The organism is Pedobacter sp. TM02 (assembly GCF_059705275.1).
This window is the reverse complement of the sequence record NZ_AP046530.1, coordinates 2,046,879-2,073,601: the sequence shown is the minus strand read 5'-3', so window position 1 is coordinate 2,073,601 and position 26,723 is coordinate 2,046,879. Positions and strand designations below refer to the sequence as shown.

General features: G+C 43.5%; 19 protein-coding genes and 1 riboswitch. Of the genes, 5 read left to right on the top strand and 14 right to left on the bottom strand.

From position 1 onward, the window contains the following. Positions 1 to 123 precede the first annotated feature (123 nt). Entirely contained in the window at positions 124 to 1,380 is a 1,257-nt protein-coding gene (locus tag AC6H1S_RS08650) for a serine hydrolase (protein WP_497565906.1), read from the top strand. A 468-nt stretch (positions 1,381 to 1,848) separates the two neighbouring features. On the opposite strand, the gene AC6H1S_RS08645 is transcribed toward AC6H1S_RS08650, so the two are convergent. From AC6H1S_RS08645 to AC6H1S_RS08625, 5 genes are all read right to left on the bottom strand, one after another. Beyond that, positions 1,849 to 3,720, bottom strand: coding sequence for a TonB-dependent receptor plug domain-containing protein (locus AC6H1S_RS08645; RefSeq protein ID WP_497565905.1), 1,872 nt, complete (start codon positions 3,718 to 3,720; stop codon positions 1,849 to 1,851). A gap of 97 nt (positions 3,721 to 3,817) precedes the next feature. Next, positions 3,818 to 4,006: riboswitch (cobalamin riboswitch) on the bottom strand. A gap of 120 nt (positions 4,007 to 4,126) precedes the next feature. After that, positions 4,127 to 5,008, bottom strand: coding sequence for a polyphosphate kinase 2 family protein (locus tag AC6H1S_RS08640; protein WP_497565904.1), 882 nt, complete (start codon positions 5,006 to 5,008; stop codon positions 4,127 to 4,129). Between the two features lie 36 nt (positions 5,009 to 5,044). Continuing rightward, positions 5,045 to 5,242, bottom strand: a complete 198-nt coding sequence (locus tag AC6H1S_RS08635) for a hypothetical protein (RefSeq protein WP_497565903.1) — start codon at positions 5,240 to 5,242, stop codon at positions 5,045 to 5,047. A 53-nt stretch (positions 5,243 to 5,295) separates the two neighbouring features. Then, complete coding sequence (locus AC6H1S_RS08630; protein WP_497565902.1) at positions 5,296 to 5,931, bottom strand: DUF6624 domain-containing protein; 636 nt, start codon at positions 5,929 to 5,931, stop codon at positions 5,296 to 5,298. Between the two features lie 48 nt (positions 5,932 to 5,979). Further along, positions 5,980 to 6,783: a helix-turn-helix domain-containing protein gene (locus AC6H1S_RS08625; protein WP_497565901.1), complete on the bottom strand. Its 804-nt coding sequence runs from the start codon at positions 6,781 to 6,783 to the stop codon at positions 5,980 to 5,982. A gap of 510 nt (positions 6,784 to 7,293) precedes the next feature. On the opposite strand from AC6H1S_RS08625, the gene AC6H1S_RS08620 reads away from it, so the two are divergent. Both AC6H1S_RS08620 and AC6H1S_RS08615 read left to right on the top strand, forming a co-directional pair. After that, positions 7,294 to 9,756, top strand: coding sequence for a transglycosylase domain-containing protein (locus AC6H1S_RS08620; RefSeq protein WP_497565900.1), 2,463 nt, complete (start codon positions 7,294 to 7,296; stop codon positions 9,754 to 9,756). Between the two features lie 124 nt (positions 9,757 to 9,880). Next, a complete protein-coding gene (locus AC6H1S_RS08615) occupies positions 9,881 to 13,006 on the top strand; it encodes a tolB protein precursor (RefSeq protein WP_497565899.1) in 3,126 nt (1,041 codons plus the stop codon). Positions 13,007 to 13,213: 207 nt separating this feature from the next. Here the strand turns inward: AC6H1S_RS08615 and AC6H1S_RS08610 are convergent, their stop codons facing one another. After that, complete coding sequence (locus tag AC6H1S_RS08610) at positions 13,214 to 13,558, bottom strand: GIY-YIG nuclease family protein (RefSeq protein ID WP_199140826.1); 345 nt, start codon at positions 13,556 to 13,558, stop codon at positions 13,214 to 13,216. A gap of 135 nt (positions 13,559 to 13,693) precedes the next feature. Between AC6H1S_RS08610 and AC6H1S_RS08605 the strand changes: the two genes are divergently transcribed. Together AC6H1S_RS08605 and AC6H1S_RS08600 are read left to right on the top strand one after the other, a co-directional pair. After that, a complete protein-coding gene (locus AC6H1S_RS08605) occupies positions 13,694 to 14,470 on the top strand; it encodes an XRE family transcriptional regulator (RefSeq protein ID WP_199140825.1) in 777 nt (258 codons plus the stop codon). Between the two features lie 80 nt (positions 14,471 to 14,550). Then, entirely contained in the window at positions 14,551 to 14,979 is a 429-nt protein-coding gene (locus tag AC6H1S_RS08600) for a DUF4890 domain-containing protein (RefSeq protein ID WP_199140824.1), read from the top strand. 49 nt (positions 14,980 to 15,028) lie between these two features. Here AC6H1S_RS08600 and AC6H1S_RS08595 read toward each other — a convergent pair whose 3' ends face one another. The 8 genes from AC6H1S_RS08595 to AC6H1S_RS08560 form a co-directional block, all read right to left on the bottom strand. Then, positions 15,029 to 15,934, bottom strand: coding sequence for a glycerophosphodiester phosphodiesterase family protein (locus AC6H1S_RS08595; protein ID WP_497565898.1), 906 nt, complete (start codon positions 15,932 to 15,934; stop codon positions 15,029 to 15,031). 327 nt (positions 15,935 to 16,261) lie between these two features. After that, positions 16,262 to 16,681 carry a hypothetical protein gene (locus AC6H1S_RS08590; RefSeq protein WP_497565897.1) on the bottom strand — a complete coding sequence of 140 codons (420 nt, stop codon included), beginning with the start codon at positions 16,679 to 16,681 and terminating at the stop codon, positions 16,262 to 16,264. A 73-nt stretch (positions 16,682 to 16,754) separates the two neighbouring features. Next, the gene (locus tag AC6H1S_RS08585; RefSeq protein ID WP_497565896.1) at positions 16,755 to 18,164 is read right to left on the bottom strand and encodes a calcineurin-like phosphoesterase C-terminal domain-containing protein; all 1,410 of its coding nucleotides are present in this window, start codon (positions 18,162 to 18,164) and stop codon (positions 16,755 to 16,757) included. A gap of 66 nt (positions 18,165 to 18,230) precedes the next feature. After that, positions 18,231 to 19,805, bottom strand: coding sequence for a DUF5689 domain-containing protein (locus tag AC6H1S_RS08580; protein ID WP_497565895.1), 1,575 nt, complete (start codon positions 19,803 to 19,805; stop codon positions 18,231 to 18,233). Between the two features lie 25 nt (positions 19,806 to 19,830). Continuing rightward, positions 19,831 to 21,402: a SusD/RagB family nutrient-binding outer membrane lipoprotein gene (locus AC6H1S_RS08575; protein ID WP_497565894.1), complete on the bottom strand. Its 1,572-nt coding sequence runs from the start codon at positions 21,400 to 21,402 to the stop codon at positions 19,831 to 19,833. Positions 21,403 to 21,414: 12 nt separating this feature from the next. Beyond that, positions 21,415 to 24,843: a SusC/RagA family TonB-linked outer membrane protein gene (locus AC6H1S_RS08570; RefSeq protein WP_497565893.1), complete on the bottom strand. Its 3,429-nt coding sequence runs from the start codon at positions 24,841 to 24,843 to the stop codon at positions 21,415 to 21,417. A 188-nt stretch (positions 24,844 to 25,031) separates the two neighbouring features. Then, positions 25,032 to 26,036, bottom strand: a complete 1,005-nt coding sequence (locus AC6H1S_RS08565) for a FecR family protein (RefSeq protein WP_497565892.1) — start codon at positions 26,034 to 26,036, stop codon at positions 25,032 to 25,034. A 102-nt stretch (positions 26,037 to 26,138) separates the two neighbouring features. Next, entirely contained in the window at positions 26,139 to 26,708 is a 570-nt protein-coding gene (locus AC6H1S_RS08560; RefSeq protein ID WP_497565891.1) for an RNA polymerase sigma factor, read from the bottom strand. Between the last annotated feature and the right edge of the window lie 15 nt (positions 26,709 to 26,723).

Sequence of the window (26,723 nt, the reverse complement as noted above, 5' to 3'; positions counted from 1 at the left end):
TTCTTCTCCGACCAGGAAGAAATACCCCTCTTTTATCATAAGCTGTAGCCAACTATCGCTTTACAGCTTCGTCAATTTTGCAATTGGTTCTAAAACCCTATCTTTAAACTTAAAAATAAGCCAATGCGTAGCCTATCATCCCTTTTTTTATTATTGATCATCAGCATCCAAGCCATGGCCCAACAAACCGACACCCTGTTCTTGGCAAAGCTCATGCAAAGCAAGCCTGAACTCTTTTCAGGTGTATTAAACCATCCCAACAAAAACGAAGTACAGGTAATCTATACCCAGGTTAACCGCGACCAGCATAACAAGCCAAGTTTTAAGACTTTCAGTTACAACTACAATCCGCAACGGTATTTTTATCCGGCCAGTACCGTTAAGCTGGCAGCCGTGGTTTTTGCGCTCGAAAAGGTAAACACCCTGAAAAGCAAAGGGATGAATGCCGATTTGACCATGTTAACCGACAGTAACTTTAAAGGGCAAACCAAAGTACTGAAAGACGAAAGCGCCCCCAACGGAAAGCCCTCTATAACGCATTACGTCAAAAAAATTCTCCTCACCAGTGATAACGACGCTTTTAATCGTTTGTTCGAATTTATTGGCAGGGCCGAAATCAATGCTAAACTTAGCAAATACGGCATGAACCACAGCCGGATCTTAAACAGGCTGGCTATTGGCGACGGTGGCGAACAGGCCAGACATACCAACCCTATCGATTTTTACAAGGATGGAAAACTGGTTTACCATCAGGATGCCCAATACGATGATAAAGATTATCCCCTCATCTTAACCAACCTGCTGGTGGGCAAAGGTTATATCGACAGCAACGAACAGCTGGTCAATGAACCCTATAGTTTTGCCAACAAAAACGTATTTACAGTTGGCGACCAGCAACTGTTGCTGAAACGCCTGATGATGCCCGAAGCATTTCCGGCCAGGGAAAGGTTTAACCTCACGCCGGCCGACTACCAGCTCATTTATACCTACATGAGCAAGCTGCCCACAGAAAGTGATTACCCCAAATACGACCCGAACTCGTTTTGGCCTACTTATGCCAAGATGCTATATTATGGACGGGAGAAAAACGTCGAACTTGATCCAAACATCAGGATTTTCAATAAGTACGGCGATAGCTACGGCTACATTATCGACAATTCGTACTTCGTAGATTTCAAGAACAAGATTGAGTTTTTCTTGACGGCAGTTGTCCAATCAAACGAAGATGGTATTTACAACGACAGCAAATACGAGTACGAAACCGTGTGCTACCCTTTTATGAAAAACCTGGGCCGAACCATTTATGAGTACGAACTGAACCGTAGCAAAAAGCACCTGCCCAACCTCAGCCGTTATAAAATGGACTATGGCAACAAATAACACTATGATATCTTATTTTGTATAATAACCTGTGATTTAGTATATTAGAGTTAACTAACCAATTAATCAACCAAATTTTAAATCGCAAAAGTTATGATCGGAAAAACTTTATCTAGAAATGAGATGAAACAGGTTACGGGTGGCCTTTTTTCATGCGAAGCTTGTTTTAGCACTTGTCTTTACGACCCTTATGGACCAGGTGCAGGCTGTCCTCCGGGAGGCAATTGTATTTTGAAGGAATGCCCCTCTGTGGAACCGTTCTGCCCTAATTATGAAGAATACAGGTATTATTCGCGATGTGATTGGGAAGCATAGTTAACGCTAAAGATTGAACAGGATAAGGCCCGATGGCCTAAACCCTGCTCTTCATTCGTAATCAATTTAACTAAAAAACGCCACGTAATTAATTTACGTGGCGTTTTTAATTGATCTGCTTTGGCCAGAGCCTAGCCTAACGGTACTGCTATTTTATTTAAAATTAAAACTTACACCGGCATTCATGTTAAAGCCCATGGTGCTATAGCCAATAATTTCGGTGTATTTCTCGTCGGTTAGGTTTTTCAGATCGGCAAAAATCTTGATGCGTTTTTTGGCCAAGGCATATTCTGCATAGAAATCCAATAATCGGTATGAACCCAACATCTTGTTTACCGAAGGATAAGAACTAAAGTCGCTGTCTACACGCTGACCGGTAAACTTATAATTGGCGCTCAAATACAGCTCTTTGGTAGCTTGTACGCCAGCGTTGACACCATAAGTATTTTTAGGTCTGCGCAACAAGAAATCGGTTACCGTATTGCCCGAAGTCTGTTTGCCTTCCACATAGGCATAATAACCTTTTACGGTAAACTTGCTAAAGGTAACGCCAGGCTCAATTTCAAAACCCCTATCCTTTTGCTTGTCTTGATTAATATAGCCAGTAGCACCATAATTAATGGCATCAGTCATATCGCGCTTAAAGGCCACTGCACGCAGGCTTATTTTTTCCTTTAAGAAATTAAAGCTGGCACCCGCTTCATAGTTTGTTGCTTTTTCGGGCTTGAGGTTCAGGTTGGCACCATATTGGCCAAAAAGCATATCCAAGGTTGGTGCCCTGAAGGCCGACGAAACCGTTCCGAATAATTTCACTTCCTTTATGATGTTCAAGCTAGGCGTAACCGCATAGGTATAGTTTTCGCCGTATTTGTTGTGTTTGTTGTAACGGCCGCCTACTTCTAGGTTAAAAATGCTCAAATCATGCAAAAACAAAGAGCCATAAGTGCTGAACAGATTGGTGTTGGGTCTTTTCAATACATTACCATAATAAGTAACATCGGTTGATCTGTTATCTAAACCCACCAATAGGTTTACCTTTTCGCCTAAATTTTGGTTATAGAACAAATCCACCAAGTTCATACGGCCTTGATATTGGCCCGGAAAGCTGCTTTTATACACACGGCCGGTATTCTCGTAGCTGTAGTTCAAGGTAATTTTGCCTTTATCCAACTGATATTGTGCATTTAAACCACCATTAAAGTGCTTAACTGTTGAAGTGTTGTTGGCATCGGCAAAAGGTCCGGCATCGTAATTAAATTTGCCGTAAAAATAACGCAGGAATGGATTAATGCTCAAACGCTTGTCTAACTGTAAAGAGAAGTTGGCGTTCAAGGCATCTTGCTTTACGCCATCTTTGTCAAACACCTGCGTATTGCCTTCCGGATTGGCAGCTTCAGAAATACCATCGGTTTTGAAGTGGCTGTAGCTTACATTATAGGTAAAAGCATCTACCTTGCTGCTCAAGCCAATCGTTCCCTTATAAGAGTTGTAGCTTCCGGCGCTGGCAACGCCATAGACATTATTGCCTTTGGTACCTGTTTTTTTGGTAATGATGTTGATTACCCCTGCCACGGCATCAGAACCATACAAAGTAGACTGTCCACCTCTTAAAATTTCGATATGGTCTATCTGATCAATAGCAAACATGCGCAGGTCAAATGCGCCACCGGTACCCGACGGATCGGTTACCGGAATACCATCTACCAAAATTACGGCATAAGCACTTCCGGCACCCCTAAAAAATACGCTTTTGTCCTTACCATAGTTGCTGCCGGCACCAACCACGTTAATTCCCGCCTGCTGGTTCAGTAATTCGGCCAGGTTTCTGCCCGCGCTTCGCTCCAGTTCTTCTCTGGTAATAACGCTAACCACCTTACCCGTTTGTGCCTGTTTTTGATTGTTTTTGGTAGCAGCTATAACTACTTCGTTTAACGACTGTACCTCTTGGGCTTTTGTTTGGCCGCCCATTAGCACCAATTGCGCAAGTCCCAGACCTGCTGCAATGCATTTGGTTGTTTTGTTCAATGTAGTGAGTTTTTTGTACACACAGCTACAGAATCAACGAAAGAAATGAGGTATAAAATAAATTAGTCCCATTCCTAGCTCCAATCCCCGAAAGCTATGAATTATTTACTCGTAGGCAGGTCTTCTGACTTGCTCCCGGTTTTCGGCCTTCCCATTTCCAATTGAAAAAGTGGCCAAGATTTGAAAACCATTATGGAGCTTACAGCTGCGGGACAGTTACGGATTTACACCGTATTCCCTTTTAATCCCAATCCGAAGACCAGGAACCTAAAAGCGATGCAAAGGTAAGTTATTTCTGATTGATTAAAAAAAGACGGCAGTTTATTTTGAATAGGGCTGCTCATTAAAATTCAGGTTACGCGAAGAATGCTCACCTATTGATTTACCCGAGAAGCGTTTCAGGTTCTTATTCTTCGTCTAACAGTTGCTGCTTTAACACTTGCAACTGATCGGCTTCTTCTTTGGGCAATACAGGATATTTGAGATTCAATTTCTCCAGTGTTTCGGCAATTACCTGACTGATAACCAATCGGGTATACCATTTTTTGTCGGCAGGCACCACAAACCAGGGCGCATTGGCCGTAGAGGTTTCCTGGATAGCTTCTTCGTAAGCCTCCATGTATTGCTTCCACAGCGCCCTTTCTTTTAAATCGCCTGCGGCAAACTTCCAGTTTTTGGCTGGATCTTCAATGCGATCCAGAAAACGCTGTTTTTGTTCTTCCTTTGATACGTTCAAAAAAAACTTCAAAATGACAGTTCCATTATCGGTCAGCTGTTTTTCAAAATTGCGGATGTTTTCGTACCTGTTTTTCCAAAACTTGGCATCCATTTGCTTTATGTTGGTATAACCTGGGATGTTTTCGCTTAACACATATTCGGGATGTACCTTGCATACCAACACGTTTTCGTAGTGCGAACGGTTGTGTATGCCTATTTTTCCTTTTTCTGGCAATGCCTTATAATGTCGCCATAAAAAATCGTGACGGTATTCTTCGCTGCTCGGCGTTTTAAAACTGTATACCTGGCAGCCTTGGGGATTGAGACCAGACATCACATGTTCAATGGCGCTATCCTTACCCGCGGCATCCATGGCCTGAAAAATAATCAAAACCGATTGTTGGCCAGAGGCATACAGTTTTTCTTGGTAGTTGCTCAATTGCAACTTGGCTTTTTCCAGCTCTAGTTTCCCTTTTTCCTTATCCAGATCGCCGTGGTAACTGGTACCAAAATCCTTAAGCTTGAATTTCTTTTGGGTAGAGGCCTGGTATTTTTTGATGTCGATTTTCATAAGTATTGCATTTTAGCTTTAAATATAAAGCAAAATTTATTCTTCTTCGTTTTCATGAAAATCTTTTGAAGAACTGCCCGTTCCACTATCGCTATCGTTTGGATGTTTGGCAGACTTTTTAGAACTGCCGGTAAATGCGTCGTCGCTCAACGAATCATAGCCTTGGGTACCTGTGTTGTCTAAACCATCCCTAGGTGCAACTGTTGCTGGTGATATTTCTTTCTTTTTAGACATGATTATCTTTATCAGAAAAACAAAAGCAACCTGCAAAAGTTTGTTTTTTGAGGCTAGTTCTTCGATTGGGGTCTTTTCCAGCCTAAAAACGCCGCTGTTTTTTCATAGTATTCCTCTATGGGTTCGAGGCCAACGGACTTTCTCCTGGCATTAACATGTTCTGGATCGGCCAAGTCTGGCGGATAGACGATTTTGTTATTGGCATCAAACAAACCAGTTTGTGGAGAAAAAGTAAGCTGTGTACCATATAATTGCTTTCCTCCGCTATTGCGCTGCACGCGGTCGTATAAATAGGCGTAATTCCTTCTTAAAGCTTGACCTTTCTTAGAAATTTTGTCTAAAACGGGAAGTACCTGCTGCTGGAAGGCAAGGTCTTTATCGGCATGCTGGATCAGCACAAAAAAGTTGTTCGAAGTTTCTTTACCAATCATCTTGAAGGTAGGATAACCATATTTGGCATACATATCCTTTACGATTTGTATGTTGCGCACAAAGGTCTCATTTTTTAATGCTTCCTGTTTTTTGATACTGTCTGCAGGAGCACTTTGCTCGAACAGCTCTTTAAGTTTAAGTTGCACCGATTGGTCTACCTTATAAAGGCTATCAATGGTTTTGGCCAGACGTGGATTAGTTTGTGCGGATGCTTTAAAACCTATCAAGGCAACAACAATTACATATAGCTTTCTCATGTTCCAAAATTAGCAACTGGTTTGACTGTAAAATTGTACGGATGTAAACTAGATGTACAGCCAGAGGTTTTCTTGTTTGGTCATTGCTTTTTCAAAAAATGCCTTTGGCGAAAGCGAAGTAAGCTCCTTCACATCCCTTATAAAATGAGACTGATCATAGAAGAAATTGCCCAACGCCAACTCGGTTAAGTTTTTAGCCGCTGCACTGGCTGCTACTGCGTTTCTAAAGCGTTGGATCTTGCGGAAATCGGTTGGTGTTTTGGCCAATTGCCTTAAAAAAAGCCTGTTTATGTACTGTCTTGAGATCTTGAGATCTGTTGCAATAGCCGAAATGCTCTTGCCCTGCTCAAGTTCATCAAGCATTTGCAAAAGCAATTGATCGATTTCGAATGCTTTTTTCGATAGCCAATATTGCTCCAATAATTTGATCTGCCCGCTCCTATCCGAACTATCCAATATCTTGCCCATGACCTCCTCAAAATCGGCAAAAGGCATAAAATTGCCAAAGTTGGTTGTTTGGTGATAATTGGCCGATGAAACAAAAGCATGTAACCCTAACGGCTTAAAATAGATGGTGAGTTCATTAACAGGCCCCTGGTATTTAATCCGCAAGGGTGCAGTATAGTTGCAGGTTAAGTTGGATTGAAAATTTGTCAGGTTTGTTGGTGTGCAATCTGCATAACCATCGGCCACCGTTACTTGCGAACCAACGAGTACAGACAAAATGAAGAAATTATTCGGAAATGTGTAATAGCTCAGTTTTTCGCCTCTTTCGGTTCCATACAAGAAATAATACCCTTCAATAAAATCAAAAAGCGCAGGGTCTGTTGGACGATAGAAATCGAGTTTCATAGGAATTAAGAAGCTATTGCTACAAATAAAAGGATATTTTCGTCAAAGTGTTTCACCCAAATTACCAAATCAATAGAAACTGCATGTTTTTTTGATCAGCTTATTTAAGGAACCTAAAATTCAGTCCGCCTCCTTAATCGAAAAAAACAAGCAATAATATATTTTTCGCTAAAACAGCTGGCATTAAAAATCTGGCACGCCCTTTGTTAAAAGTAATGCGAGAGCGTTAATTTAGAAATGGGGCCAAAGTCATCCTTGACTAAGGCCTCATTCTTTATAAGGACTTTCTTTAGGCATATTCAAACAAGGCCCTCACCCAACCTTCCAGCTCCATCCAGCCATTAATTATTGTAAATCAACGCGGTAATTAAACCTGGCTCGCCCCTGTTAAGTCAAAAAACTTTATTTGAATTTAATTGAGTAACTTTAAGCAGTTAAATGCGTTATTTGTACCAGTACTTTTAACACAATTTAACAGATAATATTTTACGTTTTTTTCATCTTTATCCCATGTTTAAAGAAATAAAAAATAAATACATTCGCTATATCACGATTTTTATCTTCTTTGCCATTTTATTCTTCTGCGCATTACAGCTCAACTTTTTATGGCTGTTTGGCTATTCTCCCACTTATACCGATATCAAAAAGCCTGCCCAGCGCGTAGGTTCTGAGCTTTATACGGCCGATGGCGTGCTGATTGGGCGCTACTTTAAAGAGAACAGAACGCCGGTAAAATTCAACGAAATATCGCCCAGCGTCATCCATGCCTTGGTAGCCACCGAAGATGTACGCTTTTACAAACACAACGGCATCGACATCCAGGCATTAGGACGCGCCGTAGTAGGCATGGGCAAAGATGGCGGCGCCAGTACCATTACCCAACAGCTGGCCAAGAACCTTTACCGCATCCGCTACAACAAATCGCAGGGTTTATTGGGCCGGCTTCCTTTGGCCAGAACCTTAATTCCGAAACTCAAGGAATGGATGACGGCCATTAAGCTAGAATCAAACTATAGCAAAAACGATATCATTACCATGTATCTCAATACGGTGTCGTTTGGCAACAATACTTACGGCATCAAAACCGCTTCGAGAATTTATTTCAACAAGCAGGCCAATGAGCTTGATGTGCCCGAAGCAGCTGTTTTGGTGGGCATGCTAAAGGCTACAACTTCTTACAACCCGATCAAAAACCCTGAAAAATCGTTCGAAAGAAGAAATGTAGTGCTTTCGCAGATGAACAAATACAACTATTTGAGCAAGGCCGATCTCGAAAAATACAAAGCCGTACCCTTAAAAATAGAACAAGGCAACGTTGACGATGGCAGCGATGGCGATTCTTACCTGAGGGCTGCCGTAGACAAATACCTCGAAAAGTGGTGCAACGACAACAATTACGACCTTTATGAAGACGGTCTTAAAATCTATACCACTATCGATTCGAAATTGCAAGGCTATGCCGAAGAAGCCGTAAAAGACGAAATGCGTATCTTGCAAAGAAGGTTTTACAGCGTTTGGGGCAATGAAGATCCTTGGGAAGATTCAGAACGCAAAAAAGTAGACTATCCCGAAAGGGCCAAAAGAAACCTGCCCATCTATGCCCTGCTGCAGAAAAAATACAACAACAATACCGACTCGATAGACGCTTATTTTAACAAAAAGAAAAAGATGAAAATCTTTTCCTACAAAGGCGATCGCGATACTTTGTTTTCTACCATGGATTCGATCCGCTACTACGGAAAAATCATGAACACCGGCATGATGACCATGGAGCCTAAAACCGGCAAAATCAAAGTTTGGATTGGAGGCATAGACCATAAATTTTTCAAATACGACCATGTTAACCAAGCCAAAAGACAGGCTGGCTCTACCTTTAAGCCTTTTGCCTATTTGGCAGCCTTGGAAAGCGGCATGAGCCCTTGCGACAAATTTACCGACAAGCCAGTTAAAATAGCCTATCAAGACAAAGGCAAAACCGAATATTGGGAACCTAAAAATGCCGATTGGAATAATACTTACCAAGAAATGTCGCTGCGTTGGGCCATGGCCAAGTCGGTTAATACCGTGACCGCCCAGGTAACCGAAAAAGTGGGCTGGGACAATGTGGTTAAATGGGCACACGAATGTGGCATCGAAAGTCATTTGCAATCGGTACCCTCGGTAAGTCTGGGGCCAAATGATGTTTCCGTGTTCGAAATGGTAAAGGCCTATGGCACCTTTTTAAACGAAGGCGTAAAAACCGACCCGATTTTGGTAGAACGCATTACCGACCAAGAAAACAATATTATTGAAGAATTTACAGCCAAAACCAAGCGCGTACTGAGCGAAGAAATAGCCTGGCTCATGTTGTACATGTTTAGAGGCGGCATGGATGAACCTGGAGGTACCTCAAGGGCCTTGTGGGAATGGGATCTTTGGAAAAAGAACAACCAGATCGGCGGTAAAACCGGTACTTCTTCAGATTATGTAGATGCCTGGTATATGGGCATTACCAAAGACCTTGTTACTGGTATCTGGGTGGGTTGCGACGAACGTACGGCCCACTTCAAAAACGGCGAGCAAGGCGAAGGCTCGCGTACCGCATTGCCTATTTTTGGCAAATTCATGGAAAAGGTTTACCACGATCCGAACAGCGGCTATACCTACGGGCCATTCCCTAAAGCCAAGGTGCCGATCACCAGAAACATCGACTGCCCTACTCCGGTACAGCAAACCGATACCACAGCTACAGACAGCACGCAAACAGATTCTCTGGCTATAGCTACGCCTATCATAGAAGAACAACAACCTGTACAGCCAAAAGCAGAACCCGAATCGCAAAAAGTAGATGAAAAAAAGACTACCGAACCACAGCCTAAACAACAACAAACACCGCCAGCTACCGCCCCGCTAACGAGGAAGGAAGAGCGCGAATTGAAAAGAAAACAACGCCAAGAAGAAAAAGAGAGAAAGAAAAACGGAGGCGACAACTAAGCCGAGCAAACCGCACTTCCTCAATTTTCGTAACTGAATATAATATAAGCTTATGTCCTAAAAACTATAACATATGAATAGAAATGCTACTTTTCGAAAAAGATCATGGCTCGTCTTATTGCTTATGCTTGTATCTGCCATTTCGGTGCAGGCCCAGTACTTTGGACAAAACCGGGTAAGATACAAAAATGCCGATTTCAAAGTGCTGCAGACCCCCCACTTTGAAATCTATTATTACATTAAGAATGAAAAGCTGCTCAAGAAGTTCGCACAAGATGCAGAAACCTGGTACAAGATGCACCAAGAGGTTTTTCGCGATACCTTCTTGAAGAAAAACCCAATCATTCTTTACAACAACCATCCAGACTTCCAGCAAACAACCGCGTTAAATGGCGACATCAGCGTAGGTACTGGCGGGGTAACCGAGGCCTTAAAAAACCGCGTGATTATGCCCGTTTTGGAACTGAACAGCCAAACCAGACACGTTTTAGGACACGAGTTGGTGCACGCTTTTCAATACCATGTGCTGCTGGAAAAAGATTCGATCAGCTTAGAAAATATTGGCAATACGCCCTTGTGGATGGTAGAAGGTATGGCCGAATACCTTTCGGTAGGCAAAAAAGACGCTTTTACCTCGATGTGGATGCGCGATGCCTTGCTCAACCGTGACATTCCCTCGCTCAAAGACCTCACCAACTCGAACAAATACTTTCCTTACCGTTACGGCCAGGCTTTCTGGACCTTTGTAGGTTCGCTTTACGGCGATACCACCATTGTGCCCTTATTTAAAAATACAGCCAGGTTTGGTTACGAGAATGGCATCAAATACACTTTCGGCTACGACGACAGAACCTTGTCGGGTTTATGGAAAAATGCCATCGAACAACATTATCGCCCTTTGCTAAAGGCGGATAGCTCGCAGATTAAGATTTCAGGGGCCAAAATCATCGACAATAAAAATGCGGGCAACATGAACGTAGCCCCGGCGATTAGTCCGGACGGCAAATATTTGGCTTTCCTTTCAGAAAAAGACCTGTTTGGGATCGACTTGTTTTTAGCCGATGCAAAAACAGGCCGGATCATCAGGAAGCTGAGCAGCCAAATCTCCAATTCGCATATCGACGATTTCAACTTTATCGAATCGGCCGGAGCTTGGTCGCCAGACGGCAAACAGTTCGCCTTCAGTATTTTCAGCAAAGGTAGAAACCAGCTGCTTATTGTAAATGTTGATAATGGAAGTACCGTTTTGCAAACCGGCATGGGCGAGGTAGAACAATTTGGCAACCTCACTTGGTCGCCTGATGGCAAGGAAATTGCCTTTTCGGGTATGGTTGAAGGACAAAGCGATATCTTTTCATACAATTTGGCGACCAAAGCGGTTACCCAAATCACCAACGACGAGTATTCCGACTACGCACCTAACTTTTCGCCAGATGGCAAAAAGATCATCTTCTCTTCAGACCGTGCTGCCATTATGGGTGGCAACATCAATGCGGTTAATCCCATCAACATGACTATTTACGATATTGCCAGCAAAACGCTGACCAATATCCCGGTTTTTCCGGGCGCCAACAACTTGAACGCTCAGTTTTCTGGCGACAGTAAACGTGTTTTCTTCCTCTCAAACCGCGATGGTTTCAGGAACCTCTACGAATACACCTTGGATAACGGCACCGTAAAACAGTTAACCGATTATTTTACCGGCATCAGCGGCATTACGGAGTTCTCCCCTGCCATTACCGTTTCTAGAAACGACGATATCATTTACAGTTATTATCGCTACCAACGCTATACTTTGTACAATTCGCCATTGAGCAACTTCAAGGCTAAAAGCGTAAATCCGCAGGAAGTTAATTTCGATGCGGCCATTTTGCCACCTATGGAAAATTCTGGCGTAAACATCATTAACTCTAACTTGAGCAATTTTGAGCGTTTTGAAAAAACCGTTCCCGATTCACTAAAAACCATTCCTTACAGACCTAAATTCAGGCTAGATTACCTGGCCAACAGCGGTGTTGGCGTGTCGACGAGCAGATTTGGAACAGGTGTACAAGGCGGTATCATCGGGATGTTCAGCGATATTTTAGGCCGAAACCAAATCATTGCCAATATTTCTGTCAATGGCGAAATCTACGACTTTGGTGGCCTGGTTGGCTATATCAACCAAAAAAGCAGGATCAACTGGGGCGTTGCGCTTTCGCACGTGCCATACATTACGGGTTTCAGAACCTATGGCGCCTACAATCCGGCCACGGGTGGCGATCCCATAGACACCATCAGTACCAATATTCTACGTACGTTCGAAGACAAGGCCGAGCTTTTCGCCTCTTATCCGTTTAACAAGGTACATCGTTTCGAAGCAGGCGGTGCTTTCTCGCGCTACAGCTACCGCTTGGATCGCTTTAACGAATACTATCAGGATGTAAACGGTTATGCCGCTTACTATTTGGGTTCAGACCGCAAAAAGGTATCTACCTCAGAAGCATCTAATTCATTGGGCGTGCCATTAAAGCCGTTCTCGGTATTCCAGGTTAACGCATCGTTTATTGGCGATAATTCCATATTCGGGGTAACAGCGCCATTGGATGGCTTCAGGTACAGGATTGGTGCCGAACAGTATTTTGGTGACTACAAGTTCAGCGCAGTTACTGTTGACGTGAGAAAGTATTTCAGGGTGAAACCTATTACCATTGCGGTAAGATCATACAACTACCTGCGTTTGGGCAAGGATGGCGAAAACCTCTATCCGCTTTATGCCGGATACAATTACCTGATTAGGGGTTACGAGGCCAGCTCTTTCTATAACATCAGAAACCAGAGCCTAGGCAGTTTCGATATCGACCAGCTATCGGGAAGCAAGCTGGCGGTATTCAATTTCGAGCTTCGCTTACCATTTACCGGGCCGAAAAAACTGGCTCAGATTCCTTCAAAATTCTTGTTCACCGATTTGAACCTTTTCTTTGATGCAGGCTTGGCTTGGAACGAAGACAGTAAAGTAGCTTTTAAGAGTCAACCGACCTACAAAACCGTTCCCGTAACCGATTCTCAAGGCAATCCCATCTTAGACAGCAACGGCAAACAGGTAACCACCCAAATTGCCAACGAAAGAGTGCCAGCCATGAGCGTGGGCGTATCTGTAAGGGTAAACGTATTTGGCTATTTTGTATTGGAGCCTTACTATGCGTTTCCTTTCCAACGCAAGGAAGTGAAAAACGGCGTGTTTGGTGTAACCTTTGCCCCGGGTTGGTAAACAACAAGCTTTATTGACAGTTTGCCGTTAGCATACGGTGTACATAACATAAAAAGCGTCCTGATATTCGGGACGCTTTTTTTATTGAAACGATTAACTAATTATGGGCTACTGTGATGTAGGAAGGAATTAAATAAACTATCCATCCCCTACATTTATGCTTTTCCGCTCAGCCAGAACACCTGCCATGGGCGATACCAAACATCATTACGACATTAAAGGCAGGGCCACCTGGGTGTTGATCCTTGGTTGGGAAAGGATATGCTCAAAATCCAAACCGATGGTCAGATCAATCCAATCAGGATTGCAAGAGCGTACCATGCGTTCTTTTTGCATACGGGTAAAGCGGCTTACCAGCTTAAAACGGTTTAAGGCCTGGGCTTCGGTTTTAAATTCTTCGAAATAAACCAAACGGGTTAGCTGCTGGCCGCTATCAAAAAATAAATTAGGCATCTGCTTATAGAAATCAAGTGTTTTGATCAGGTCTGCACTCATTCCTACATGTAAACTTGTACGATTTCTGTCGGTTACGATATAAACAAACTTTTGCATGATAACGGCTTTTAAAAGGTTAAAAACTAAATTAATTAGATAATTTATTGTACTTTCAATAAATATTACTAACTTTATTGGCACAATAATACTAACAATTTTAGTAAAAACAAATTTATTTTAAAATTATTTTTTATGTCAAACATTTCATCAAACCTCAAATACCTTAGAAAGAAAAAAGGCCATACACAGCAACAATTTGCTGATTTAATGGAAATTAAGCGATCATTGATTGGCGCTTACGAAGAAGACAGGGCTGAACCGAAATACGACTTACTAAAAAAAATAGCAGAATACTTTGACCTCACCATTGATGAATTTATCAATGAAACCATCAATGACAACTGGAAACCAAAGCCTAAAAGCCAAGGTTCTAATTTGAGGATATTGAGTATTTCTGTCGACCAAAACGACAACGAAAACATAGAATTGGTCCCGGTTAAGGCCAGCGCAGGCTACCTTAACGGCTTCTCCGATCCGCAATACATTCAAGACCTGCCTAAATTCCAATTGCCATTGCCTGCTTTGAGACAGGGTACTTTTAGGGCTTTTGAAATCATGGGCGATTCGATGTTGCCTATCCAGCCGGGAAGCATAATCATTGGCGAGTACATGGATAACTGGAACGATGTAAAAACCGGCGAAACCTATATCGTCATCAGCAAAAACGAAGGCGTGGTTTACAAAAGAGCCGGTAACCGGTTTAAGGAAAACAAGGAACTGAAACTGGTATCAGATAATAAGGTATACGATGCCTATGCTTTACCCGCCGAAGACATTTTGGAAATCTGGAAAGCCAAAGCCTATATTTCTACGGCATTGCCAGAGCCTACGCCAGAACCAACCATCGAAACCTTATCGAGCATGATGGCCCAAATGCAAAAATCGATTTCTCAGCTGAACAAAAATTAACAAATTTTAACAAGTCGTTATTTAAACTCTCTCCCATTTTTTGCATCTATGCTATAAAACACCAATTAATTTAAAAACAGATGAAAAAGATAATTTACACAGTAGCCTTGGTTGTAATGGGAGTTACCGCCAGCTACGCACAGCAAGCTGGAAAACCAAAATTAAGCGCAGAGCAGCGTGCCGAAAAGGCAGCCGTTGCCATGCAACAAAAACTGTCGCTTACCGACGATCAGAAACAAAAAATACAGCAGATCGAATTAGACCGCATTAAAAAGAACGACGAATGGCGCGGCCAGGACAGAAGTGTTATGAAAGACAAAATGGAAGAGCGCAAAGCTTTTGCAAAAGCCAATAAAGATAAAATTGACGCGGTTTTAACTGCCGACCAGAAAAAAATCCTGGAGAATTCTCGCCACGAAATGAGAGACAAGCTAAAAGACAGAAAAGGTAAAAGAGGTGGTCGCCCGGACGACAAAACCCCTCCGCCACCTCCAGCTTCAAATAATTAATTCATTTTTTAAAAAGGTGCTGCATATATTTATTTATGCAGCACCTTTTTTATTTAGATTTCGCCAGCAAATCGGGGTAATCCGAAATAATGCCATCTACCTCCAAAGCCCTGAGCTTTTTCATATCGTCGATGGTGTTTGCCGTCCATGGAATAACCTTAACCCCAGCCTCGTGGGCTTTCTTCACCATATCTTCGGTTACAGTGTGCCATTCCGGACTCAAAATAAAAGGCTTAAAGCCCAAATCGGCTATATTCTCTTCAAACGTTTTTTTATTGGCAATCAGAAACGAGGTTTTAACTTCCGGATATTTCTCGTGAATCAGTTGAATGGTTCGCTTATCGAACGACTGGATTACGACATAAGGCGTAATTTTCTTCTTTTCAATCACATCCATCAGCAATTTCACAAAAACCGATGGCTCGGGATTGGTTAGCCCATCTCCCGCCGGACTGCATTTGGTTTCGATATTGTAGAAGAACTGCTTGCGCTTGTTTTTCTTGATATCGGCCTGAACCGCATCGATCAAATCGCTGAGCAAAGGTATATGGGTTTTGACTTTTTCTTGTTGCGGAAAGCCTGCCAAAGGTTTTGTACCCAGATCAAACGATTTCAGGGTTTGGTAATCCATTTGAAAAACCGGATATTTCTTGGCATCACTTGCCGGGATTTCCTGGCCATCAGGCGTAAGCATAAAGCTTGGGCTCAGGTAATCGTCGTGCGTTACCACAACCTGCTTGTCTTTGGTAATGTGCGTATCCATTTCTAAAGTGGTAATGCCATCGATTTTCATGGCATTGAGCATAGCCAAAATGGTGTTTTCGGGCCATAGGCCTCGCCCACCACGATGCGCTTCGGCACTAAAGGCCGGAAATTTAACGGTTTGGGCACTCACTTGCGAAGAATAGCTTAAAGCAGCGATTAAGCCTAAAGATAGTGTTTTTGCAATTTTCATTTGTTCTGGGTTCAATAAACAATGAGCCATTAAAATTAATGGCTCATTAATGCTTTAAATTTCGGTAAACGCTACTAGCAAAAGATTAACAAATCCTAAACTTTGCAATTAGTTGAAGAGATAGCTGCTTTAACATTGAGGCGAAACAGCTTCTTTATTACCTATTGGTTTCAATGCCATTTTTAACATTGAGGCATTAAGTTCCATGAAGATAAAATGCGACCTTAATTCTCTTCATTTCTTAATGGTTAAACATTAAGGTATTTAAGTTCATTAAGACAAAGCAAGTTCTTATTTCCTATTTTTTTAGCAGTTAAACCCTAATCTTTATGGGATAATCACATAGTCTGGGCTCGACAACAGGCACAGGTTGTAGGTTCTCGAGTAGTTGTTGCCTTCATTATTCCCATAAGATCCAGAGAAAAGCACATCGCTGGCCAACAAATCATAGCCTGGCTGGATTACATATACACCATCTGTGTGAACACCCGGAGGCAAAAACGGAGAGGTTGTTCCAGGTGCCAAACCAACCAATACGGTAATGGCATAAGTAGGCTCCAAGCGCTCGGTCATGTTGGCATCTTTGTAAAAACGGATCATGTAGCTGCCACGTGTTTCGGTGCTCCAATTATCTCCATTGTTCTCTTCTACGGTATAATCATCTTCAATTTCAAGATGGGCATAAACTTGTGCACGGCCCACCAGGCTACACAAAACAATACTGAATAATAAAATAACTTTTTTCATTTTTTTGATGATTTAATTTAACTTTTACTAAAGATAAAATAGAATTATTAGCTATATATTAACTGATTATGAATTAAATTACTTCGGCAACATACTGCTCGCCGAAGCGGTCGGTAGCCACCACTTTTACCTTTTTAACCGATGGGGCAAAATGCGCCAAGAACAGATGATCGGTGTTGCTTGGTTCGGCAAATGTTCTGCCTGCAGGTAATTTGTCTCCTTGATAAAGCTGCATCGCCATGGGATCAACACCTTTTTGCTGCTCCATTTGCCCCATGGCCTTACCATCCAGAAAGTACTCTACCTTCCACTCGGGATCCCAATTCCAAACATTGGCAATCAGGCGTTTTTGGTTAGTCAGTTCATCAACATAAATGCGAACCTGTTCCTTTTTATCTAAACCCGTACCTTGGTAGTGCCATTTGAGCTGGGTTCCCTCTACCTGATAAACCCCATAGCCTCTTGGCGCACCATCGCCACAAATCGGCCCCGTCCACCAAGCACCGCAAACCGTACCGTGGTTATGCTCAAAAATACCATCGGTAATTACGTTGCGGTTATAGTGTGTATGGCCCGACATGATATGTACATTAGTGTATCCTTTAAGCAGGGCATAAAAATCCTGGTTGTTTTTAACTGCATTATGTACCGGAATATGCAACGAAATAATCAACAAGGCATCTTTAGCGACATGTTTTAGGTCTTTCGCCATCCAATCCAACTGGGCTTGGGTAATAAAACCATCATATTCTCTTTCCTTGCCTAAGTAGCGAACATCGTCCAATACAATGTAGTGCGCCTTGCCCCTGTTAAAAGAGTAATAGGTGGGTCCGTAGTATTCGCTGAAGGTTTTGTCTGAGGTTTCGTCGCCACCCTGGCGATAATCCATATCATGGTTGCCCAAGGCCTGAAAAAAGGGAATGCCCATCTGTGCTACAGCCGCATCGTAATCTGGAAACAAGGCAAGGTCATCCCAAACCAGATCGCCAACACCAATGCCATGCACCAATGGTGTGTTCATGGCTTTGATGGTTTTGATGGTATCTGGTACCGATGTGCTCATCATTTGGGCTACGTCTTTTTTATTTTTCACCTGCGAATCGGCCCAGATAATGAAATTATGTTTGTTATCGTCTTGTTTAAGTTTTTCGAGTTCGAAATTGTACTCGGTTTTGTTGCCCAGCACATGATAATGCCTCGAAATATGTTTTTCGATAATAAACTCATAACCTGCTGGTACGCTGAGCCAAACAAACTTGGCTTTTTCGTTAGGTTCTAAGGCATAGTTTCCGCTTTTATCGGTTACTACTACGCTAAAGCCGTCTGATACGATTACACCGGCAATGCTTTTTTGGTTTTTATCGGTAATACGCCCCGTAATTTTGCTCTTTCTTTTGGTGGCGGCGAGTGAATAACCTTTTAAGCTGATTAAAAAAGCCGTGGTAAACAGCCCTGCTTGCTGTAAAAATGATCTTCTATTCATGTTAGGAATGTGCAATAACTTATTGATGAGGCATCCCGGTTATATACCGGGATGCCATTTAGGTTTTTATTTTAACTCCGTTGCATTGGTGGTCTCAATCTCGCTGATGGCAGAACTACTGCTCAGCTTGATATGGACATGCGACCTGGCTTTTACCCATTTGCCCAAAGTAGTATCGAAAACGCCACCCAAGGCAAACCAATAACCCTGACCAGAGCCATCAGCAGCGCCCGCATTAGGTTGATAGGTAAATTTTTGTGTGTTTGATCCAGAAAGGAAAAAAGGCTGCGCCTTGTTGGTATTATGGTCAACCACATCGTAAACATCGGTATTGCCGATGCGGTAGCCCACTTGATTTGCCGAGTCGTACAGGCTGCCACCATTGTGTACAAAAACCACATCAATCGGTACAGTAGTCTTATCAACAGCAATACCACGGAAAACAGCTATACCAAAAGCATTGCCACTATTGGCCAATAAATTGGTGGTCGAGCTTCCCCTGGTGGTATTCGACGAATTGAAAAACGGACTATTGGTGTTGTAAGCTGCCGACCTGATCCATTTTGAAGCAGCAATAGAAGTTGACCCAGCACCATTAATTAATTTGTTAGAAGCACCTACGTAAAAAAACTCGCCTTTTGATACCGTGCCAGCGGTCAGCTCTAGCTTATAGGTTTTGCCACTTCCAGTCGCCCAACCTTCTGCAGGATAGCCAACCGGAAGTGTGGCACCTGCATTGTTGTTGGTGACGATGGTGAATTTAGTATCCGCAAAATTGATATCCTTAGTGGCCCTGCACTGAATATATTCGGCATTGGTATCGCTGCCTTGAGGGTCGTTAATGAAACCTGTGATGATGAATTCTGGAACATCGGGTGTTGAACTTAACACGAAGGCATCAGCAAGCGTACGGATATAAAACCTTGGCTGCAACTTGCCATCTTGTATGCCGTTTAAAACAATACCTCTGTAATCGGCAGAATACGGCGGAGTAGTATTTGCAAAAACCGCATTGTTCTGGGTAAAAAGTATAATATCTCCCGTACCATCATTCAATGTCTTGCTACCCGCAAATACTGCTGATGGGGCCAAGCTCGGATTATAGGTTCCTTTCCAGATATTCAAAAAGGTGCTTTCGTATTTATCTGGCTGACTATTAATAAGGTTAATGAACCCCCTGTTGATAATCAGTTTTCGGCCAGAGGAGATTTTGGTTACATTGGCACCAGAAATGCCGGTAACTTCCAGTATGCCATCTACTCTTTTCAAAACACCACCCTCTATTTTAACATGTACCGAATCGCCGGGAACATATTTGGCAGCATCGGCACCGATGTTGATGGCGATACCACGTAGCGAATCGATGCCATTGCCGGTTGCCCTTAGGTTTTGCACCACCAAAAGTCCGGCCGGCAAGTTATTGCCCGAGTGATCTGAAATGACCTGGCCTTTTAAAGAGGTGGCCGCCCGCATGTTCTCTTTGGTTAAGGTCACATCGGCACCGCGGTATAACTTGCGCAAATCGAAATTAGAGATGAAGTCGCTCGGCGTACTTATAATATAATCGCTATCTCTTTTGCAACCCATCCAAATGGCAACACAAGCCGTGAGGAGGAAGCAATTTATCAATATCTTTTTCATAAAAATCTTGTCTATTATTCAAAAATTAAGGCTTTTGCCACCAAACACGGGTACTGATTTCGTCGGGCCCTTGTGCAGCAACGGCATTTTTATAGCTGGTTGGATTGGCCGATTGGCTGATGAGCGGATAGCTCATCCTGGCAGGCATTACCCCTCCGTTGGCCAGTCCGCTTCCTTTTGGCAAAATGGGATGGCCTGTACGGCGGTATTCGTACCATTGCTGGAAATCGACCAGGAACATGGCATAATATTTTTGGCGGTGGATCATTTCCAGCTTGCTGTTGCCATTGATATCGGTATTATCCAACGGCAAATAATCCAACCATTCAATATCAGCTGTTCTGATGTAATCTAAAAAGACCTGATCTGTTGCTTTTGACATGTAGTTAGGCAGCCAATAATTGATGCCATCAACGATACCTTTGTTGTAATAGGATTCGGCGTTGCCATTGATCCAGCCCCTTACGGCGGATTCGGCCAAAATAAAATCAACCTCTGCACAGTTCATGATGATACCAGTGTAAGGGTCTGTTTGCAAAGTAATGCCTGCATTTTGTGCATCCGAATAAAAATAAGCCTGTTTAGGCATACCCGTTCCGGGCGCATAGCCACTCGGCACGCCCACATAGCCTCCGGTTGCACTTTGGGCTATACCCCAACGATTTGTACCACCCTTGCCCAAGGCTCCATTCAATCGCGGATCATTCCAGGCCGCCAACTTGTCGATAAAAAAGCTCGTTATGGCCGTACCCCTAAAATCGACAGCCCTCACCCCAATCATGTACGGCGACGAATACACCGCTGTACTGCTGTTGGTGCCATTCCACAAAATTTTGGCGGTATGGTCATTGTTTTCCATAATCGGATATTTGGCTGGGTTGGTATCGATCATTTCCTTGATTTTTGCAATCGCCTGTGCCGAAACTTCCGATTTGCCCGAAACGCGCAACAGCAACCTCAGGTACAGGGAATTCCCTAACCTTCTCCATTTATTTACATCACCTTTGTATACCGGATCGCCAGTTGGAATAATAGCATTACCGGCCTCTAGCAGCGTATTGGCTTCTTCCAGTTTTTTGAACAAGTCGAGATAAATATCCTTCTGCTTATCGAATGCCGGTTCATAAACTCCTTCCTTGCCTTTGTTGGCATCAAAATAAGGTACATCGCCATAAGTATCGGTAAGCAGCTGGTAAACCCAAGCCTGGGTAATCAGCGAAATGCCCTGATAAGACTTGTTCAAGGTAGCAGGCTGGCTGGCTATGGTATAAATGTCTTTCAGGTTGGTTAACTCGGGGTACCAAACATTCCAGGTATAATCAGACCACGAACGTCTGTAGTCGTACCTAAAAACCTGAGCTTCTGCATCGCTGAGCGCTACGGTAACCTGCATCAATTCGTTGTTAAACGAACGGTTACGCGACATATTGGCGTACAAAACATTGACCAATGCGGGTGCCAACAACTGGTTTGCCGTTGTAGTGCCCTTGCCGATCGGATCGGTATTGATGGCTTCAAAATTTTTATCGCATGACGAAAGGCTGATGCCAAATGCCAACAACAAGCTATAACTGATTTTATTTTTAATTCTTTTCATTTCTTTTTTCCATTAAAGACCAACTACTAAACGTGCCCCAAAAGTGCGGGTAGAAGGCAACTGACCCGTTTCGAAACCTTGTGTAATATCTGATCCGGCCAGGGTTCCGAACTCCGGATCGAATGCAGGCCATGGCGACCAGATGAACAGGTTACGGCCATATACGCCGATGGTCACTTTATTCAGCCCTAAACTACTTACCAATCTTTTGCTCAATGCGTAGGTGATGTTGGCCTCCCTGAACTTCAGGTAGTCTGTTCTGAAAACACTTCCTTCCGCTTGGTCTGATCCGTAAAGCGAGGTATAGTAATTTTCGAAGTTGGTAGCAATCACATCGTTCTTACGGAAGGTACCATCTGCATTTTGAACCACGCCGGGTCCGATAACACCATTGTAGCGACCGGGCAAGGTGACCTTGAGTTTACCCAAAGCGGCCATCCTCGAAAAGGTAAGCGAGTGGCCCACTGCCCCTAGTTGCGCATCAAACAGGACATTGGTGCTAAACGAACCATAGCTAATGCCTGTACCAAAACTGAACCTGAATTTGGGGATAGTGTTTCCGAGATACATAAGATCAGTCGTATTGATTTTGGCATTGCCGGTAACAGCATCATAAATAATCTGGCCATCGGGCGAACGCATAAAGCCCCTGCCGTACAAATCGCCCATGCTGCCACCTACGTTAGCCACAACCTGGGCACCACCCAAGGCACCCGAACGTAGGATAACCGAACTGTCGGCCAGCTCCTTGATTTTGTTGCGGTTGGCAGAGAACGTACCATTCAATGTCCACTTGAAGTTTCTGCGTTGCAACACGGTGCCGTTTGCCGAAAGCTCGATACCTTTGTTATCAACCCTGCCGGCATTAAAAATGGCAATGCTGTAACCGGTAGCGCGGTCTACCTGGCGACTCAAGATCTGGTTTTTGGTATTGCCCATGTAGGCAGCAAAATCCAGGTTAAGCCTATTGTTAAACAACCTCAACTCGGCGCCAACCTCAATCGTAGTTGTTTTAAGCGGTTTTAGATTTGGGTTTGGCAATATGCTTGGATTGGTCATGGCGCTATCCGGATAAATGCCGTTGGCGGCCAAAGCATAATTGTAGGCCGTTCGATACGGGGTTGTACCCCCACTGCCTACAATAGAAACCGATGCCCTTAGTTTGGCAAAATTGATGGCTTTTGGCATCTTCCATAAATCTGATGGCACAAAAGACAAGCTGGCCGAAGGATAGAAAAACCCAACGTTATCGGTACGGGTTGGTGTGGCCAATACGCTGCTCCAATCTTTACGACCGGTTAAGTCTAGATATAGGTAGTTTTTATAGCTTACCGACATGGTTCCATAAAAACTGTTGATCCTGTATCTTGCCGTATCTGGAACAGAAATCAAAGGATTGGCATTATTATCCAATCTGTAAACGCCAGGCACAACCAATCCGTCGGCCCGAAGTTCGGCTTTTTTGTATTCGTTTCTCAATTGGCTGCCACCTGCACTCACCGAAAAATTAACCGAACGGCTAACCTGTTTCTGGTATTTGAGCATAAAATCGGCGCTGGCCTCGTACGAATTGATATTTTGCTCCCTGTATGAGCCTTGCGCAAATTTGTTGCCGGCCGCATCATACGGACGCTTGGTTTCGCGTACATCCTTAATCATATCCAAGGTAGCCCTTACCATTAAGCTCAATGCTTTGGTAAAGTTATAAGTGGCCTGTACGTTTCCGGTTAAGCCGTTACGTCGTTGAGCATTGATGTATTGCTCCGATATGGCATAAGGGCTTTCCGGATTGGTAGTGGTAATGTTTACAAACTGCAGGAGTTCTTTCCCCGGCACCCAATAATCTCTGTACCAGTCAACATTGACGTTGGGCTGGGCAAACATGAACCAATACATCAACGATTGGTTGCCATAACCCGTAGCCGGCAAATTGTCGCTATGCCTGTTGTTGTAGGCTGCCTTTACCGACAGGTTAAAGTTTTTGGTGATTTTCGAATTGGCCGATAAAGACACTGAAGTACGCTCCAAGCCTGTGTTAGGCACAATCCATTCGTTATTGCCATGGCTTGCCGAAAAACGAAGCCCTACTTTTTTAACGGTACCATCAATGCTTATCGAGTTGGAAGTTTCGTAACCTGTTCTAAAAAAGGCATCAATCGGATTTTGATAGGCAACCCACGGCGTTCTGGTCGTTCCGCGCGTTTTCGTAGCCGGATCGTATTGATAATAATAGGCGCCTGGGGTAAAAGGCGCACCCCAGGTAGCACTGGTTGCATTTGTACTGGCGCCATCTTCGGTAGCACCATAAGAGAAATAAGGCACGCCATATTGACCTTGACCAAATTCGGTCTGCACATCAGGCCCACGGTTTACCTGTTCCCACGAAGTATTGGAAGTAAAGGTAATTCCGATTTTCTTTCTTTTGGCGTTGGCCGATTTGGTTGTGATAATTACTGCACCATTGGCACCACGCTGACCGTACAAAGCCGCTGCTCCCGGTCCTTTCAATATGGTTACGCTTTCGATATCATCGGGATTCAAATCGTTAAGGGCACTTCCAAAATCGGGAGGCATAATGTCTCCAGAAGTACCGTAAACACCACCAGACGAAGCTGCCGTACGCCTAGAGCTGCTGCTGGCCACTACCCCATCAATAACAATGAGCGCTTCATTATCGCCTGTCAAATTGTTTTCGCCCCTTAAAATGATCTTGTTCGATCCGGCAGGACCGCTGTTACGTACCAAATTCAGTCCCGCTACCTTACCCGACAAAGCGTCGGTCCAGTTGCTGGAGATGGCATCGGTTAGCTGGGTGCTGTCTATTTTGGTAACGGCATAACCCAATGAGCGTTCCTCGCGTTTGATACCCAGTGCCGTCACCACTACTTCATCCAAAGCCGTACTTGATGCTTTAAGTACCACATTGAGCGTAACCGTTTGGTTAGCCACAACTTTAACCTGCTGGTGTCTTGCGCTTTCGAACGAGATATACCTTACTTCAACCGTATAAACATTAGGTTCGAGGTTGAGGCTAAAAGTACCATCGTTGGCACTTTGGATAGTCCTGTTGACTTCAACAATATGGATAACCGCTGCCGGGATGGGACTGCCACTATCGTCGGTTACCCTGCCCGCTAATTTACCTGTAGTGGTTGCCCTCTTCACAATCAGGATATTTTTATCGCCCGCTACCTTAAAAGTAACCGGAAGATCTTTCAAAATCAGGTTTAAGGCTTCGGCAACCGTACGTTCCTTTTGGGCAATCTGCACCTTTAGCTGGTCGTTAAACTGGCTGTTGTTATAGCTGATGCTCATGCCGCTCAGTTTTTCGAGTTGCTCAAATGCCTGTTTAATCGTGATGTCGTTTGCACTGAACCTGATTTTCTTATCGGTTTGTGCATACACTTGGGCAGGCAGCAGCTGCACCAAGAGCAATATCATGCAAATTAATGTCTTTATTGCACGTTGATGGGCATTTCTTACCCACCGGAAATTAATTTTCATATATTTATTCAATTTTTTACTTATAAATGCGTTGTCAGCGTGTTTTAGGAAGCCAGAGCCGTTATCAGCGAACTCTGGTTTTTTTGTGTAATCGTCAATTTTTTATGCCATAGTTTTTTCGTGCTTTAATAAATAGTGATGTTGTTTTGTTTAATATCGTAATGGGTGCCTGCAAGTTTCGAAAGCACCTCCATAACCTGCTTGATGCCACATTTGTCGAATTTTGCCGTTAGTTTCAGCTGGGCTGTTTGAGGCTGTTTGAAGCTGATCTTTACATCGTAAGCCCGCTCTATCGAGGCTGCAATATCCTGCATTGACATGTTGTAAAAAACCAGCTTATATTGTTTCCAGCCACTTACCGCTGTGGCATTGATGCTTTGTTTCACTATTTTTTCGGTAGTGGCATCAATCAGCAGCTGTTCGTTAGGCAACAGGAAATTGATTATATCTTTTTTATTTGCCCTTTGCAGCACTACGCCAACCTTTCCGGTTTCTACGGTAACCTCTACGGCTTTGGCCGGAAATGCCTTGATGTTGAACGAGGTACCCAACACGGTAGTCGATACTTTGCCGGTTCTGACAACGAATGGCCTTCTTGCTTCGTGCACCACATCAAAAAAGGCTTCGCCCTCTAATTTTACTTCTCTTTTATCGGCACTAAAATGGGCATTGTAGCTCATGCGGCTACCGGCATTGAGGTAAACTACCGAGCCATCGGGCATGGTAATCGAACGTTGCTCGCCGTTTGGATTGCTGATAACCTTTACAATGGTCTGTTGCCCTGTCTTGGCCCGGTCTGATTTAAACAGCAGCAATCCGGTGCCACAAACCATCACTACCATGGCCGCCATAGCATAGCGATGCCACCCGCCTAGTTTTTTTATTTTAGGCTTTGGCTCCTCGTTTGCCAAGCTTTGCAAGATGTGATTAGCAACAAGCGCCCAGCTCTTGGTTTGGCTGGTAGGTTGCTGTCCATACCTTTCTGCAGCTTCAAAAATCCTCAGTACCTCGCGGAATTTACGCTGATTAGACTCATTGCGCTCAACCCAATACTTGAGCTGTTGCAGTTCTTCACTATTGATCGATTTGTTAAAATAATGTGCTATTAACTGATAGTAGTATTCTTCCATTAAAATCCGTGTTCTATAGCTAAGACAGGAATCTGGAAGTTCAATACGTAGTTAAAAAAGTTAAGTTTATATTAAGAAAAAGTTAACCAGCAAGAAACTGCATTAAAGTTGATTTGGCGAGGTCTTTACCATGTGTTGCAGGGTTTTGATAGCCTGGTACAAAGTGGTTTCGACCGTACGTACCGAAATGCCGAGAATAGCAGCAATGTTATTTTTGTCTAAATCGTCTAGCCGGCTCATCAGCAGCACTTCTCGTTGGCGTTCGGGCAAAAGCCAGATCAGCTGCATCATTTCATGATAAGCTTCTTTGCTCGAAATGATATCGAACGGGTTCGGTCCGGTATGTGGCAACTCGACAGCGGACTCGTAATCTTCGCAATAGTCGATTTTGTTTTTAGGCCTTTGGGCATGATTAATGGCCATATTTTTAGCTGCGATAAACAAATAGGCTTTCACCGATCTGATTTCTTGCGTAGAGCGGTTGTCCCACAACTTGATAAAAAGATCGGCAATAAGCTCTTCGGCCCTGCTGTAATCTTTTAAATGGATGGCAATGAACCTGCAAAGCGACTGGTAATATCGGTTGAACAAGCACTCTAGCGCCAAGCCGTCATTGAGCTTAATTAAACCGATCAGATCTTCATCATTTAGCACCCTGTAATTAAGTTCCATTTCATGGGCTAAGCT